We start from the raw sequence: 13,481 nt of genomic DNA on the forward strand, positions 1-13,481 counted from the left end.
CCCCACTGTAGTTGGCGCGTCGCCCACCAGGAGCAGGGGTGAGGCCGAGCGCCTACGGCTACCCTCGTGGGATGCGCCAGAACGTCGACTCAGGCAGCGCGTGGGAAGCGGCCGTCGGCTACTCCCGGGCCGTCCGGGTCGGCGACACCGTCCATGTCGCGGGCACGACGGCGGTGCGCGACGGCGACGTCATCGGTCGCGGCGACCCGTACACCCAGGCCCGAGTCGCGCTCGAGATCATCGCGGCCTCGCTCGCAGAGTGCGGTGCCGACCTCGCCGACGTCGTGCGCACGCGGATCTTCGTCACCCACATGTCCGACTGGGAGGCCGTCGGCCGCGCGCACGGCGAGGTGTTCGCCGACATCCGGCCGGCGGCCACGATGGTCCAGGTGGGCGCGCTGATCGACCCTGACCTGCTCGTCGAGATCGAGGCGGACGCGGTCGTCAGTCGACCCTGACGTTGACGACATGGATGCCGGTCGCGCCATCCGGCGCGGGCGGCGCCTCGAGGGGCGACTGCACCTCGCCCTTCCCGTCGTAGGCACGAACCCGGATGTCGTGGTCCCCGGGGGTCGCGTCCCACTCGTAGACCCACTGCCGCCACGTGTCGATGCTCGCGTCAGCCGCGAGTCGTGCTGCGGTCCAAGGCTGCTCGTCGACCTGCACCTCGACCTTCGAGATGCCGCGGTGCTGTGCCCACGCGACTCCCGCGACCGCGACGGTGCCGGCCTTGACGGTCGCACCCGCCTGGGGCACGTCGATCCGCGAGGCGGTCTTGATGGGACCCATCGGCGACCACCCGCGCGGCGTCCAGTAGGCGACGTCGGCGGCATACGTCGTCACCTTGAGCTCGGTCACCCACTTGCACGCGGACACGTAGCCGTAGAGCCCCGGCACGACGACCCGCACAGGGAAGCCGTGCTCGAAGGGAAGGGGCTCGCCGTTCATACGGATGGCGAGCAGCGCGTTGCGGTCGTCGGTCAGTGCGCCGAGCGGCGTCGAAACGGTGAAGCCGTCGACGCTCGTCTGAAGCACCATGTCGGCTCCGGGCTTGGGGCCCGCCATGGCGAGCAGCTCGCGCACCGGCCACCCCGTCCAGACCGCGTTGCCCGCGAGGTCACCGCCGACCTCGTTGGAGACGCACGTCAACGTGATCAGGGCATCCTTCATCGGCTTGCCCTGCAACGTCTTCCAGTCGATGACGACCTCACGGTCGACCATGCCGGTCACCTTGAGGCTCCAGGTGCTCGCGTCGACGCGGGGTACAACGATCGCGGTGTCGATCCGGTAGAAGTCGGCGTTGGGCACGACGTAGGGCGTCAGCCCCGGGATCTTGAGGTCAGCACCTTCGGGGATCGGGACGCCCGTGGCCTTGACGGGCACGTTCTTCAGCGCGTCGCGCGAGGAGGTGGCCGCGGCCGAGTCGCCGGTGATGAAGGTGCCGAGGTATGCCGTCACCACCCCGGCCGCTCCCCCGAGCAGCCAGCGCCGGGTCGGGGCGGAGGGTGGCGCGCTCGCGTCGCCCGCTCCGTCCGTCCCCGCGCTGGACGCCCTTCGACTCAGGAACCACAGGCCTGCGACAGTGCCGACGACGGTGGGCAGGATGTCGACCGGTCCCGATCCGGGTCTGGACAGCACCGCCCCGACGCCGACCACGCCGAGCACGACGAACGCCGCGAGGGCGAGGCTCAGGCGACGACGTGCGAGGACCCCGATGCCGGCGCAGACCAGGGTGAGCACCACGACGACGCCGACGAGCAGGGCTCGCTTGTCGTTGGTGCCGAACGTCGACACGGCAAAGTTCTTGAGCCACGGCGGAGTCCGGTCGATGAACGCCTCGCTGACTGCCGCGATCGGCGCCGGCTGCCCTGAGGACCAGCCGAGGCGGGTGAAGACCGCGGCGACCAGCGTCGCCAGGCCGACGGTGAGCAGCCCCGCCACGATTCCGTCGATGGCGCCCCACCAGACGGGCGCTCGTGCCGCCGGGGCGGTCTCGGGACGGGTGACCGGACTGGTTGTGGTCATGGCCTCAGATGCTCCTTCAGATGTGGCACGAGCGCACGGAAGGCAAGGGCGCGGTGCGAGACATTGTTCTTCTCGGCAGCGTCGTACTCCGCGAGCGTGCGACCGTTGCCGTCAGGCTGGTCAGCCGGGACGAAGATCGGGTCATAGCCGAATCCGCCTGTGCCACGGGCCTCCCGGCCCACGGTGCCGGGAAACCGGCCGAGCTCTGCTGCGGACCGTCCGTCAGGGAGCACCAGCGCGGCGGCGCAGACGAAGGCCGCAGCGCGATGCTCGTCGCGGACGTCGTCGAGCTGCTTGAGCAGCAGCTCGAGGTTGGCGCGGTCGCCACCACCACCCGACCAGCGGGCGCTGAAGATGCCGGGCGACCCACCGAGCACGTCGACAGCCAGACCGGAGTCGTCGGCGAGAGCGGGCAGGCCCGTGGACCGGGCTGCCGCGGAGGCCTTGAGGATCGCGTTCTGCTCGAACGTCACTCCGTCCTCGACCACATCAGGCGAGTCCGGGAACTCGTCGAGCCCGACGATGTCGAGATCGAAGTCGGTGCACACATCGGACAGGATCGCCCGAAGCTCCTCGACCTTGTGGGCGTTTCGGGTGGCGAGCACGACCTTGGTCACGCGACGGACCCCCCGTCGAGACGCTCGGCCCGGGCCGCCTGCTGGCGGGCTGTGAGGTCGGCACACCCCTTCGTCGCGAGGTCGAGCAGCTGACCCAGCAGCGCTCGGTCGAACGGGTCCCGCTCGGCAGTGCCCTGCACCTCGACGAAACGGCCGTCACCGGTCATGACGACGTTCATGTCGGTCTCGGCGGTGGAGTCCTCCGGGTAGTCCAGGTCGAGGACCGGACGACCACTGACCAGACCAACCGACACCGCGGCCACCGAGCCGGTCAGGGGCTGGGCGTCCTTGCCGATGAGCCCCTTGGCGCGGGCGTCCTCGATCGCGTCGGCGAGGGCCACCCAGGCGCCCGTGACGGCAGCCGTCCGCGTGCCGCCGTCGGCCTGCAGCACGTCGCAGTCGAGCACGATGGTGTTCTCGCCGAGGGCCTTGGTGTCGATGACGGCTCGCAGGCTCCGGCCGATGAGCCGCGAGATCTCGTGGGTGCGCCCGCCGATCCGGCCCTTGACGCTCTCGCGGTCGGACCGCGTGTTGGTCGCCCGGGGCAGCATGGCGTACTCCGCCGTGACCCACCCGGTGCCCTTGCCCTTGAGCCACCTCGGGACGCCTTCGGTGAAGGAGGCCGCGCACAGCACGCGCGTTCGACCGAACTCGACGAGCACGCTTCCCTCCGCATGGTCGAGCCAGTTGCGCGTGATGCGCACCTCGCGCGTCTCGTCGGGGGCACGTCCGTCATGTCGAGTGGTCATGCCCAAGAGGCTAGCCATGGCTTCACGCTAAGTCGGAACCGCGCCCAGGACACCCGCGACCAGGCAACTTGTAAGCAGGCCGTAACGGGGGCGGCAGCCGGGCGGTCAGAGCCGGTGGGTGTCTCCGGCCTCGGCCAGCTCCACCTCGCCCGGCCACACCTGGGCCGCCTGGGCCAGACACACGTCTGGGTCGTTCCACGCCGGCAGGTGGGTCAGCATGAGGCGCTTGACGCCGCCGGCGCGGACCGCGGCCTCGGCCGCACGTCGACCGGACAGGTGCACGCCCCGGGCGTGGTCGCGCCCGTCGATGAAGGCAGCGTCGGCCAGGACGAGGTCCGCTCCTGCCATGAGGTCGGACAGGGCGTCGCAGTCGTCGGTGTCGCCGGTGTAGACCAGCACCCGGCCGTCGCACTCGACCCGGAAGCCGTACGCCTCCACGGGGTGTTTGACGCGCACCGGGGTCACCGTGAACGGCCCGACGCGGATCGGCTCGCGATCGCGCAGTTCGTGGAAGTCGAACACCCCGAGCACATCCTCGCCGTCGGAGCTGCCGTAGGCGCGAGCGAGGTGGACCCCCGTGCCCGAAGGCCCCCAGGTGGGAATCGTGTCGCGGCCCGGCCCTCCCGGGACGTACTTCATCATCACGTACAGGCCGCACATGTCGATGCAGTGGTCGACGTGCAGATGGCTGAGCAGCACCGCGTCCAAGGCATAGGGCTTGATATGCCGTTGAAGCGAGCCGAGCGCTCCGCTGCCGAGGTCGAGCAGGATGCTCCACGTGCGGCCTTCGTGCTCGGCGCGCACGAGGTAGCTCGACGCAGGTGAGTCGGGCCCGGCGAAGGAGCCGGAGCAGCCGACGATCGTGACATCCACGGAGTGAAGCCTAGGTGGCTCACGCCCCGCCCACTGCGGACCTGAGCGTCTCGTGTGTCACATGCGCGTGTCGCCGCCCCGGCGGCCATCATCGTCCAGGCCGCCGTCCACCCCGTCGTCCGTCAGGTCGTCGGTCAGGTCGTCCCACTCGTCGTCGTCGGCGAACGTCGCCCCGACGTCGGACAGGTCGGTGCCCATGAGCGCGTGCGTCAGGGTCTCCTGCAGCCAGGTGAGGAAGTCGTACCAGGCCATGGCATAGCCCAGCGGGTCGTCGTCGTCGATGACCTCCATGGCCCGGTGCAGCGCCTCGGCGTCCTCCTCGGTGCGCATCCCCATGCGCTCGCCGAGCAGCAGCCGGACGTCGGTGAGCGCCATGAGGAACGACGGGGCCTGGTCGGGGTCGAGCTCGACACGGTCCTTGGTCGACGCCGACAGGCGGGCAAGAGCCACGTCGAGGTTGCCGCTCTTGCGCTGTCGCAGCCCCTCCTCGGTGAGCCTGCGGAACTCCGCGGCGATCGTGTCGTCGCCGCGGTGGGCGTCGGGCAGGAGCCGGTCGAGTGCCGGGTCGCGCATCCCAATGACATCCGGATCGGCTTGTGCCACAGCCGCTTCCGGGTCGAGGGAGACGCCGATCGACGCGGCGAGATCGTCGAAGACGTCGCCCGTCGACTCGACCTCCGGCGAGAGCAGCATGCGCGTCTGCTGCATGAGCCCGTACAGCACCGTGCGCTCGGTGTCGTCGAGTATCGCCACGTAGCGGCCGTCCTCGTGCAAGAAGGCTCGAGCCATCACTCGTCCTTCTCGAACGTCGCCCACAGGCCGAACCCCTGCAAGGCCTCGGCGTCGCGCTCCATCGACTCGCGCGGGCCGTTCGACACGACGGCGCGACCCTTGGTGTGAACATCCAGCATGAGCTTCTCGGCCTTGGCACGGGCGTAGCCGAAGTAGGTCTCGAAGACCCACGTCACGTACGTCATGAGGTTCACCGGGTCGTTCCAGACGATCGTGACCCACGGCAGGGCAGGGGCCACGACCTCCTCGGTCGCGACCTCCTTCTGCTCGACGGGAGCGAGCGACAGGGTGGATGACGTCACAGGCCAACCCTAATGGGGGTGCATCACAACGGACCCCCGTGTGATGGCTGACCTCGCCTCCGCGCCGAGCCGACCGTGCATGCATAGGCTTTGGGACGTGAGCCCGACGAGCCCCCGCGCCGCGAGCACGGCGCTGCTGACCGACCACTACGAGCTGACCATGGTCCAGGCCGCGCTCGCCTCGGGCGAGGCCGGCCGCCGGTGCGTCTTCGAGGCCTTCGCGCGCCGGCTCCCGGACGGGCGGCGGTACGGCGTGCTCGCCGGCACCGGGCGCCTGCTCGAGTCGCTCGAGAGCTTCCGGTTCGGCGACGACGAGCTGCGGTTCCTCGCCGACAACCACGTCGTCGACCGCCCCACCGTGGACTGGCTCGAGCGGTACCGGTTCTCCGGGACCATCAGCGGCTACGCCGAAGGCGAGTGCTACTTCCCCCAGTCACCAGTGCTCGTCGTGGAGTCGAGCTTCGCCGAGGGGGTCGTGCTCGAGACCCTCGTGCTGTCGGTCCTCAACCACGACACGGCGATCGCATCGGCGGCCTCCCGGATGACGACCGCCGCGGGCGGACGGCCCTGCATCGAGATGGGCTCACGCCGCACCCACGAGGACGCAGCCGTCGCGGCTGCCCGGGCGGCATACATCGGTGGCTTCGACGCGACCAGCAACCTCGAGGCGGGGCGTGCCTACGGTGTGCCGACCACGGGCACCGCGGCACACGCGTTCACCCTGCTCTACGACTCCGAGAAGCAGGCGTTCACCGCCCAGGTCGACTCACTCGGTCGCGGGACGACGCTGCTCGTGGACACCTACGACGTCAAGACCGCGGTCGACCTGGCGATCGAGATCGCCGGCCCCGAGCTCGGCGCGGTCCGGCTCGACTCCGGCGACCTGCTGATCCAGGCCCGCGAGGTGCGCGCCCAGCTCGATGCTGCCGGCAACCGCGACACCCGGATCATCGTCACCTCCGACCTCGACGAGTTCGCCATCGCGGCACTCGCGGCGAGCCCGGTCAGCGGCTACGGCGTGGGCACCGCCCTCGTCACCGGCTCGGGTGCACCCACGGCGTCGATGGTCTACAAGCTGGTCCAGCGCGAGGACGCGACCGGCGCCATGCAGGGCGTGGCCAAGAAGAGCAAGGACAAGATGTCCGTCGGCGGGCGCAAGTGGGCGATGCGACGGCTCAGCGACTCCGGGGTCGCTCAGGCCGAGGTCATCGGGATCGGCGACCGGCCAGCAGGCGACGACAACGACCGTCCGCTCATGGTCGAGCTCGTCCGCAACGGCGATCTCGTCGAGCGACCCGACATCCACGCCGCCCGCGACCGTCACGCCGTCTCGCGTGGCGAGCTGCCCCGGGCCGCCGCCCAGCTGTCCCGTGGCGAGCCTGTCATCCCGACCATCTACGAGGAGGAGGACTGAGCCATGGGCGAACGCGCGCTCATCATCGTCGACGTCCAGAACGACTTCTGTGAAGGCGGCTCGCTCGCCGTGGCCGGTGGCGCCGACATCGCCCGCGAGGTGACCGAGCACGTCAGCCGGCACGCGGCCGACTACGACCACGTCGTCGCGACCGCCGACTGGCACATCGACCCGGGACCGCACTTCAGCCCGACGCCCGACTTCGTCGACACCTGGCCGGCGCACTGCGTCGCGGACAGCGACGGAGCCCAGTTCCACCCACGCCTGGCCGGCGCTCTCGGCCACGTCGAGGCGGTCTTCCGCAAGGGTGAGCACGCGGCTGCATACAGCGGGTTCGAGGGGACCAGCGACGACGCCGAACGAGCGAGCCTCGCGACCTGGCTCCGCGAGCGACACGTGTCCCGCGTCGACGTCGTCGGCATCGCCACGGACCACTGCGTCCGCGCGACCGCGCTCGACGCGAAGCGCGAGGGCTTCGACACGACAGTCCTGCTCGACCTCACCGCCGGAGTCGCACGGGCCACGACCGACGATGCACTGTCGCAGCTGCGCGAGGCCGGAGTGCACCTGCTCGGCTCCCCCGTCGTGGCCGGCTGAGCCGCCGCGGCCGGCTGACCCGTGGTCGCCGGTGGGCGGTCGCGGTCGCGGCCGCCCGGGCCAGGCGCACCGCGACCCCCTGATCGCGGCGCGCCTGCCCGTCGCTCGTGTGAGCGACCGCGACGTCACTTCCCGTTGCGGCTGACCTGGACCTTCTGCTCGACGAACTGTTCGGTGCACTCGATCAGGCCGCAGGCGAAGACGACGCTGACGTTCGCCGCCTTGCCACCCGCGAAGAGCCCGTTCTCGCTGGTGACAAGGGCCTGCCACGGGTGCGTGGATCCGTCGCACTCGAGGCCGAAGAGGTCGAAGAACCCGGTGATCTTGACCCGGCCGACCCGCTGCACGACCTGCCCCGAGAGGTCGCTGAAGAAGTCGGCGTTGGTGCACGAGTAGGTGCCAGACAGCAGCATGCTGCCGTCCTTGTATGCCGACGCGCGCGATGACACGGTCAGCGCGGCCGTGGGCGACGGCGGAGCCTTGTCGAACGTCGCGACGAGGTTGCCGCCGACGACGCCGGGCGTGTCGGAGAACGCCATGACGTAGTAGGTCGTGCCGGCGGGCCCACCGACGGTTGCGGTGACGCCGGGACCGCAGGCCACGAGCTCCCCACCGTTCGTCGGGTCGCCCTGCACGATCATGGCTCCGGCAGAGAAGTCCGAGCCACTGACGTCGACGACGAGGCCTGCTCCGGTCGTGTCGGTGTAGGTGAACCAGACACTGCCGTTCGTGACGGGGGCTCCGCAGTTGGCGTTGAGGCTGGCGTCGAGTGCATCCGTCGTCGCCTCGGTCGTGGACTGGCTCTTCGTCGTCGGGACGCTGGTGATGGCGACCGCCCCCGACGGTGTGTCGTTGCCGGGCGGTGCGGCCAAGGCCGTGGTCGCCGCCGCCGGGACGAGCATTGCGGCCGTGACAGCCGCGACGAAAATGTGTCTTCCCCTCATGGTGTATCCCCTGCCGATCTGGGCGCTCGTCGTTGAACGCCTGCATGCTTAGGACACCGCTCGAGGCCAAACGGTTGCCACGGGAGCGAAACCCTGACCAAACCTTTAAGGTCGCACGCTGCAGGTCGCACGCTGCAGGTCGCACGCGCAGGACGCTCGAGGCGGGGGCTCGTTCAGCGCAGGACGGATCGCAGTGCACGGGCGGCGCGCTGCAGCCGTGGGCCGACGGTGCGCGCGTCGAGCGGCTCGAGGGACACGACGCCGACCGAGGCCTCCACCGCCGACGCGGGCCGCTCACCGGGCCCGACCGGCTGGCCGGAGGTCGCCACGACGGGGACGGCGAGCCCGTGGGCGCCTGCCTGGAGCTCGCTGTCGGTCGCGACGACACCGGACCGGCCGGCGCGGCCCGCGAGGATCGCGCGTCCGGCCGCACCCTGGTCGAGGCGGTGCCGTGCTCCGGACCGGTAGGCGACGTGCAGGTCGGTCCACGACGGCTCGACGACGACGAGTGCCAGGGCCTCGTCGCCCTCGGCGATGGTCAGGTGGGCGGTGGCACCGACGGCGTCCGCCAGCTCGCGCAGCACCGGGCGGGCCTCGTTGCGCACGATGGGCGTCACGGCGGCTGCCAGCCGGCTGATGCCGAGCGCGAGCCGGACCTTTCCGTCCGCGTCGCGAGAGACGAGATGGTGCTCCTCGAGCGTCGCCACGAGACGGTAGACGACCGGACGGCCCACGCCGAGAAGGCCAGCCAGCTCGGTGATCGTCGACCCAGCGGCATACCCGGGACGGGCCAGCAGCTCGAGCACGCGGATCCCACGGTCGAGCGTCTGTGACGCCTCGGGCCGCCCAGGCCCGGATGTGCCGGATGTGCTCGATGTGCTCGCTTGGCGCGCCGCGCTCGTCGAGCCCGATCGGCGCGATGCCGGGGCGACCACCCCGGTTCAGCCCTCGGAGTGGACGCCGCGGCCGGGCTCGGCGCTCACCCGCGACATCCCCTTGGACCACGACATCGCGTAGAGACCGTCGTCCACGGCGAGGCCCGCCTCGCCGAGCTCGAGCGGCCGGAAGGTGTCGACCATGACCGCCAGCTCGTCGAAGCGCTCGACCCCGAGCGACCCCTCGGTGGCGCCGGGCTGGGGACCGTGGGCATGGCCACCGGGGTGCACCGAGATCGAGCCCTTGCCGATGCCCGAGCCCTTGCGTGCCTCGTAGTCACCGTCGACGTAGAACATGATCTCGTCGCTGTCGACGTTCGAGTGGTAGTAGGGCACCGGGATGGCGAGCGGGTGGTAGTCGACCTTGCGCGGCACGAAGTTGCACACGACGAAGTTCCAGCCCTCGAAGACCTGGTGGACCGGCGGTGGCTGGTGGATCCGGCCGGTGATCGGCTCGAAGTCGCGGACGTTGAAGACGTACGGGTAGAGGCAGCCGTCCCAGCCGACGACGTCGAGCGGGTGGAACGGGAGGGTGTGGACGGTCCCGACGACCCCGCCCGGACCGTTCCCGCGATGCTTGATGTACACCTCGGTCTCCTCGTCGGGACGGGCACCGATGTCCTCCGCGACCAGTGGCCCCTCGGGCTGACGCAGGTCGCGCTCGCAGTAGGGGGCGTGCTCGAGGAGCTGGCCGTACTTGGACAGGTACCGCTTCGGCGGTGCGATATGGCTGTTGGCCTCGATGCAGTAGGTGCGCAGCGGGTCCTTCGTCGAGCGTCGCGGCAGCCACCGGTGCGTCGTCGCCCTCGGGATGATGACGTAGTCGCCCTCGCCGACCTCGAACGAGCCGAACACCGTCTCCACGCGTGCCCGTCCGCGCTCGACGTAGACACACTCGTCGCCGATCCCGTTGCGGTACCAGGGACTTGGCTCAGCGGCCACCGCGTAGGAGATCCGGACGTCGCCGTTGCCGAGGACGAGACGCCGGCCGGTCACGACGTCGGTGCGCCGGATCGCCTTGGCGTCGAACAGGTCGTGCAGCTTGAGGTGGCGGGGCGTCAGGGGATGGTTCGGAGTCGTGGACTGGTCGGGCAGCTCCCAGACGGCCGCGCCCACAGTCGTAGACGGGATGTTGCGGTGGTAGAGCAGCGACGAGTCGGAGGAGAAGCCCTCCTCCCCCATCAGCTCCTCGTAGTAGAGCTCGCCGGGCGCCTTGCCTCTGCCGGGTCGGCGGTGCTGGGTATGCCGCTTGGGCGGGATGCTGCCGACCGCGTTGTAGTGCGCCATGTGCCGAGCCCTTCCTCGCGCGTCCGATTATCGGACGGACGTGTATCACTAATGCAACAGTGGAGTACGCTCCCGGTCATGTCAAGGACGCCGTTCGCGCCGCTGTTCGACCGGCTCGTCGACGACGCCGCCGTCTTCCCACCCGGACTCGCGCCGGTCGACGTCGCCGTCCGCGAGCATCTCGACCGCCGCTCGGGACCGTATGCCGCCCACATCGGCCCGCTACTCGTGCCGGCCACAGCCGCCGGTGAGCTCGCAGAGCACGCGGCACGCGACGACCGAGCGGCCCGCGAGCCGCTCGAGGTCGGTCTGGTCGTCCGGCCCGACAGCCCGATCGACCCGCTGCTCGACGCGGTCGAGCTGCTCCGCGACGAGCCGAGGGTCCTGGTCACGCAGGCAGAGCTCGGCTGGAGCAGCGAGTGGCGGCGGGCCCTGCCGACCGAGCTACCGCTCGTCGTCGAGGTCGGCGTCGGGACCAGCCGGGACGCCGCGCTCGACGACATCGCCGAAGCCGTCGACGACGAGCAGGACGTGGTGGCCAAGTTCCGCACCGGAGAGACGCCGGCGTGGCCCTGGCCGGACGAGCAGGCGCTCGCCGCGTTCCTCGACGACGTGATCCTGCGGGGCCTGCCGTTCAAGCTCACCGGCGGCCTGCACCACGCCGTGCGCGGCGACCACTCCGGCAAGCCGATGCACGGGCTGCTCAACGTCCTCATCGCGACCCAGCACGGCCTCGACGGTGCCGAAGCCCCAGAGCTGGCCAGCATCCTGGCCCGCCGCGACACCGAGATCGTCGCCTCCGCCGTGTCCGCGATCCACGCCGACGACGCCGAAAGGGTCCGGCGCAGCTTCACGGCATACGGCTGTTGTGGAGTCCTCGACCCCCTGACCGAGCTCGAGGCACTCGGCCTGCTGACCCCGGGAGCGAAAGCGTGACCTGGCTCGACATCCCCGCCGACCATCTCTTCGGCATCGACAACCTGCCCTACGGCGTGTTCAGTCGCCGCGGTGGCGGCAGCGAGAAGCGGGTGGGCGTGCGGATCGGTGACCTGGTGCTCGACGCCGGCGCCGTCGCGGCCATCGGCCGTGACGCGGGCCTCGTCGGAGACGGCCCCGACCTGGCCACGGCGTGGCTGACCCCGAGCCTCAACGCGTTCCTCGCACTGGGCCGGCCCGCCTGGACGGTGGCACGCCAATGGCTCACCGAGATCCTCACCGACGAGGTCCACCGGATCGGGGTCGAGCCGCACCTGCATCCGCTCCACGAGGTCGAGCTGCATCTGCCTTTCGAGGTGGCCGACTACGTCGACTTCTACGCCAGCGAGCGCCACGCGACCAACGTGGGCAAGATCTTCCGGCCCGACAACGCGGCGCTGCCCCCGAACTGGAAGCACCTGCCGATCGGCTACCACGGGCGAAGCGGAACCGTGGTCGTCTCCGGCACCGACGTCGTGCGGCCGACCGGGCAGCGCAAGGGCCCCACGGACCCGGACCCGGTGTTCGGCCCGAGCATCCGCCTCGACATCGAGGCCGAGCTCGGCTACATCGTCGGTGGCGCGACGCCCCTCGGCTCACGAGTCAGCGTCGACGAGGCCCCCGACCACCTGTTCGGCCTCGTCATCCTCAACGACTGGAGCGCCCGCGACATCCAGGCCTGGGAGTACGTGCCGCTCGGCCCCTTCCTGGGCAAGTCGTTCGCAACCTCCGTCTCCGCGTGGGTCACCCCGCTCGACGCTCTCGAGCAGGCCCGTGTTTCCCTTCCGGGGCAGACTGATCCGCCGGTCCTGCCCTACCTCGAAGGGCGCGCTCGCGGCATCGACATCCACCTCGAGGTGAGCCTCAACGGCACGGTGGTCTCGCGGCCGGAGTACTCGACGATGTACTGGTCGCCCGAGCAGATGCTCGCCCACCTCACCGTCAACGGCGCATCCCTGCGCAACGGCGACCTCTTCGGCTCCGGCACGGTGAGCGGCGCCGAGAAGGACTCGCGCGGGAGCCTGCTCGAGCTGACCTGGAACGGCACCGAGCCCCTGACCCTGTCGGACGGGTCGACCCGAGGCTTCCTCGAGGACGGGGACACCGTGACGATGACCGCCTGGGCCCCCGGTCCCGGCGGCGCGCGGATCGGCCTGGGCGAGGTGACTGGCACGATCCGGCCGGCGTCCTGACCGTCCAAACCTCCACGACGGGTGCGAACCGGGCCGACCAGTACGCCTGTGCACCTGGGGCCCAGGCGCCGCGCCGTGGACCGGGCAGTGGATCTCAGGACATGCCAGAACGCGGCTGGGCTCGCGGCCGGTGAGGTGCTGCACTCGCGGCTAGCGGCGGCAGGCAGGCATGCTGGGCTCCTCGGCCCGGACCTGCCGCCAGCAGCCATCGGTGTTGCGACCACGCTAGGGCCCGTTGCGCGACCCGGTCCACCAGACGAATTCGCTTTGAGCCGTGCGGATTGTGCATCATCCTCGTCCGACAAACGCGCCCGAAAACGTCACTCCTCAGCGACGACGGCTCGAACTTCGATTGGTGAGATCCCGAGCCCGTCTTCGGTGCGCACCAGCACCTCTCCCTTGACGGCCGCCTGCCTCAGGCGGGTGGCGTCCTCTGGTGTCGCACAGATCAGGTGCACCTGGGTGGAAGCAGCCTCCAAGCGCGGGAATGCCCCGACGTCACCTGCGGTCGCGAACGCTATCGGCCCCGGCCCCAGCACGCAGTCGAGCATCCCGACGATGCCCGGCTCCATACCTGACTCGTCCAAGCAGTCACGCATCCGTTGGACTCGGTCCCGGAGCCACGCGTCGGTCTTCACATCGTCGGTCTTCATGCTGACTTCTTCCGACTCACCTTGGCCTCCTCACGGTCGGCACTACCGCGAGTGCCCGATCCCACCTGGCTCATGTTTTCCCCTCATGGATCAGCCTCGTGAGCCTTTCGCCGAGTCAAGCGAGT

Annotated in this window: 15 protein-coding genes; 5 read left to right on the forward strand and 10 right to left on the reverse strand. The window is 70.4% G+C overall.

The window, feature by feature from the left end; translation table 11 throughout:
• The first annotated feature begins 71 nt into the window (after positions 1-71).
• Positions 72-458, forward strand: coding sequence for a RidA family protein (locus tag ACWEOW_RS13080; RefSeq protein ID WP_452269639.1), 387 nt, complete (start codon positions 72-74; stop codon positions 456-458).
• Here ACWEOW_RS13080 and ACWEOW_RS13085 read toward each other — a convergent pair.
• The 6 genes from ACWEOW_RS13085 to clpS all read right to left on the reverse strand — a co-directional run bounded on the left by ACWEOW_RS13085 (position 445) and on the right by clpS (position 5,358).
• Complete coding sequence (locus ACWEOW_RS13085; protein ID WP_452269640.1) at positions 445-2,025, reverse strand: molybdopterin-dependent oxidoreductase; 1,581 nt, start codon at positions 2,023-2,025, stop codon at positions 445-447. The genes ACWEOW_RS13080 and ACWEOW_RS13085 overlap by 14 nt on opposite strands.
• The gene (rdgB, locus tag ACWEOW_RS13090; RefSeq protein WP_452269641.1) at positions 2,022-2,642 is read right to left on the reverse strand and encodes an RdgB/HAM1 family non-canonical purine NTP pyrophosphatase; all 621 of its coding nucleotides are present in this window, start codon (positions 2,640-2,642) and stop codon (positions 2,022-2,024) included. Before rdgB ends, ACWEOW_RS13085 begins: the two co-directional genes overlap by 4 nt.
• On the reverse strand, positions 2,639-3,391 hold the full coding sequence (gene rph, locus ACWEOW_RS13095) for a ribonuclease PH (RefSeq protein WP_452269642.1): 753 nt from the start codon (positions 3,389-3,391) through the stop codon (positions 2,639-2,641). The genes rdgB and rph overlap by 4 nt, the downstream gene beginning before the upstream one ends.
• A 105-nt stretch (positions 3,392-3,496) precedes the next feature.
• Complete coding sequence (locus ACWEOW_RS13100) at positions 3,497-4,264, reverse strand: MBL fold metallo-hydrolase (protein ID WP_452269643.1); 768 nt, start codon at positions 4,262-4,264, stop codon at positions 3,497-3,499.
• Between the two features lie 57 nt (positions 4,265-4,321).
• Positions 4,322-5,053 carry a DUF2017 domain-containing protein gene (locus tag ACWEOW_RS13105; protein ID WP_452269644.1) on the reverse strand — a complete coding sequence of 244 codons (732 nt, stop codon included), beginning with the start codon at positions 5,051-5,053 and terminating at the stop codon, positions 4,322-4,324.
• Positions 5,053-5,358 (reverse strand): ATP-dependent Clp protease adapter ClpS, encoded by a 306-nt coding sequence (gene clpS / locus ACWEOW_RS13110; RefSeq protein WP_452269645.1) that lies wholly within the window; start codon positions 5,356-5,358, stop codon positions 5,053-5,055. The genes ACWEOW_RS13105 and clpS overlap by 1 nt, the downstream gene beginning before the upstream one ends.
• Positions 5,359-5,455: 97 nt before the next feature.
• Between clpS and ACWEOW_RS13115 the strand changes: the two genes are divergently transcribed.
• A complete protein-coding gene (locus ACWEOW_RS13115; protein ID WP_452269646.1) occupies positions 5,456-6,772 on the forward strand; it encodes a nicotinate phosphoribosyltransferase in 1,317 nt (438 codons plus the stop codon).
• A 3-nt stretch (positions 6,773-6,775) separates the two neighbouring features.
• Positions 6,776-7,369, forward strand: a complete 594-nt coding sequence (locus tag ACWEOW_RS13120; protein WP_452269647.1) for an isochorismatase family protein — start codon at positions 6,776-6,778, stop codon at positions 7,367-7,369.
• A 125-nt stretch (positions 7,370-7,494) separates the two neighbouring features.
• On the opposite strand, the gene ACWEOW_RS13125 is transcribed toward ACWEOW_RS13120, so the two are convergent.
• The 3 genes from ACWEOW_RS13125 to ACWEOW_RS13135 form a co-directional block, all read right to left on the reverse strand.
• Positions 7,495-8,313 carry a DUF6299 family protein gene (locus tag ACWEOW_RS13125; protein ID WP_452269648.1) on the reverse strand — a complete coding sequence of 273 codons (819 nt, stop codon included), beginning with the start codon at positions 8,311-8,313 and terminating at the stop codon, positions 7,495-7,497.
• A gap of 173 nt (positions 8,314-8,486) precedes the next feature.
• Entirely contained in the window at positions 8,487-9,248 is a 762-nt protein-coding gene (locus tag ACWEOW_RS13130) for an IclR family transcriptional regulator (RefSeq protein WP_452269649.1), read from the reverse strand.
• 6 nt (positions 9,249-9,254) lie between these two features.
• Entirely contained in the window at positions 9,255-10,535 is a 1,281-nt protein-coding gene (locus tag ACWEOW_RS13135; RefSeq protein WP_452269650.1) for a homogentisate 1,2-dioxygenase domain-containing protein, read from the reverse strand.
• A 78-nt stretch (positions 10,536-10,613) separates the two neighbouring features.
• Between ACWEOW_RS13135 and ACWEOW_RS13140 the strand changes: the two genes are divergently transcribed.
• Together ACWEOW_RS13140 and fahA are read left to right on the forward strand one after the other, a co-directional pair.
• Positions 10,614-11,471 (forward strand): hypothetical protein, encoded by an 858-nt coding sequence (locus ACWEOW_RS13140; RefSeq protein WP_452269651.1) that lies wholly within the window; start codon positions 10,614-10,616, stop codon positions 11,469-11,471.
• Positions 11,468-12,703 (forward strand): fumarylacetoacetase, encoded by a 1,236-nt coding sequence (gene fahA / locus ACWEOW_RS13145; RefSeq protein WP_452269652.1) that lies wholly within the window; start codon positions 11,468-11,470, stop codon positions 12,701-12,703. The genes ACWEOW_RS13140 and fahA overlap by 4 nt, the downstream gene beginning before the upstream one ends.
• 320 nt (positions 12,704-13,023) lie before the next feature.
• On the opposite strand, the gene ACWEOW_RS13150 is transcribed toward fahA, so the two are convergent.
• Positions 13,024-13,356 (reverse strand): hypothetical protein, encoded by a 333-nt coding sequence (locus ACWEOW_RS13150; protein WP_452269653.1) that lies wholly within the window; start codon positions 13,354-13,356, stop codon positions 13,024-13,026.
• Positions 13,357-13,481 lie beyond the last annotated feature (125 nt).

It is taken from the genome of Monashia sp. NPDC004114, from assembly GCF_053603855.1.

Excerpts from the sequence above, each read along its gene's own strand:
- rph (WP_452269642.1), bottom strand. The coding sequence starts at position 3,391 with ATGACCACTCGACATGACGGACGTGCCCCCGACGAGACGCGCGAGGTG.
- ACWEOW_RS13135 (WP_452269650.1), bottom strand. The coding sequence starts at position 10,535 with ATGGCGCACTACAACGCGGTCGGCAGCATCCCGCCCAAGCGGCATACC.
- ACWEOW_RS13125 (WP_452269648.1), bottom strand. The coding sequence starts at position 8,313 with ATGAGGGGAAGACACATTTTCGTCGCGGCTGTCACGGCCGCAATGCTC.
- ACWEOW_RS13105 (WP_452269644.1), bottom strand. The coding sequence starts at position 5,053 with ATGGCTCGAGCCTTCTTGCACGAGGACGGCCGCTACGTGGCGATACTC.
- ACWEOW_RS13140 (WP_452269651.1), top strand. The coding sequence starts at position 10,614 with ATGTCAAGGACGCCGTTCGCGCCGCTGTTCGACCGGCTCGTCGACGAC.
- ACWEOW_RS13085 (WP_452269640.1), bottom strand. The coding sequence starts at position 2,025 with ATGACCACAACCAGTCCGGTCACCCGTCCCGAGACCGCCCCGGCGGCA.
- ACWEOW_RS13150 (WP_452269653.1), bottom strand. The coding sequence starts at position 13,356 with ATGAAGACCGACGATGTGAAGACCGACGCGTGGCTCCGGGACCGAGTC.
- ACWEOW_RS13080 (WP_452269639.1), top strand. The coding sequence starts at position 72 with ATGCGCCAGAACGTCGACTCAGGCAGCGCGTGGGAAGCGGCCGTCGGC.
- ACWEOW_RS13120 (WP_452269647.1), top strand. The coding sequence starts at position 6,776 with ATGGGCGAACGCGCGCTCATCATCGTCGACGTCCAGAACGACTTCTGT.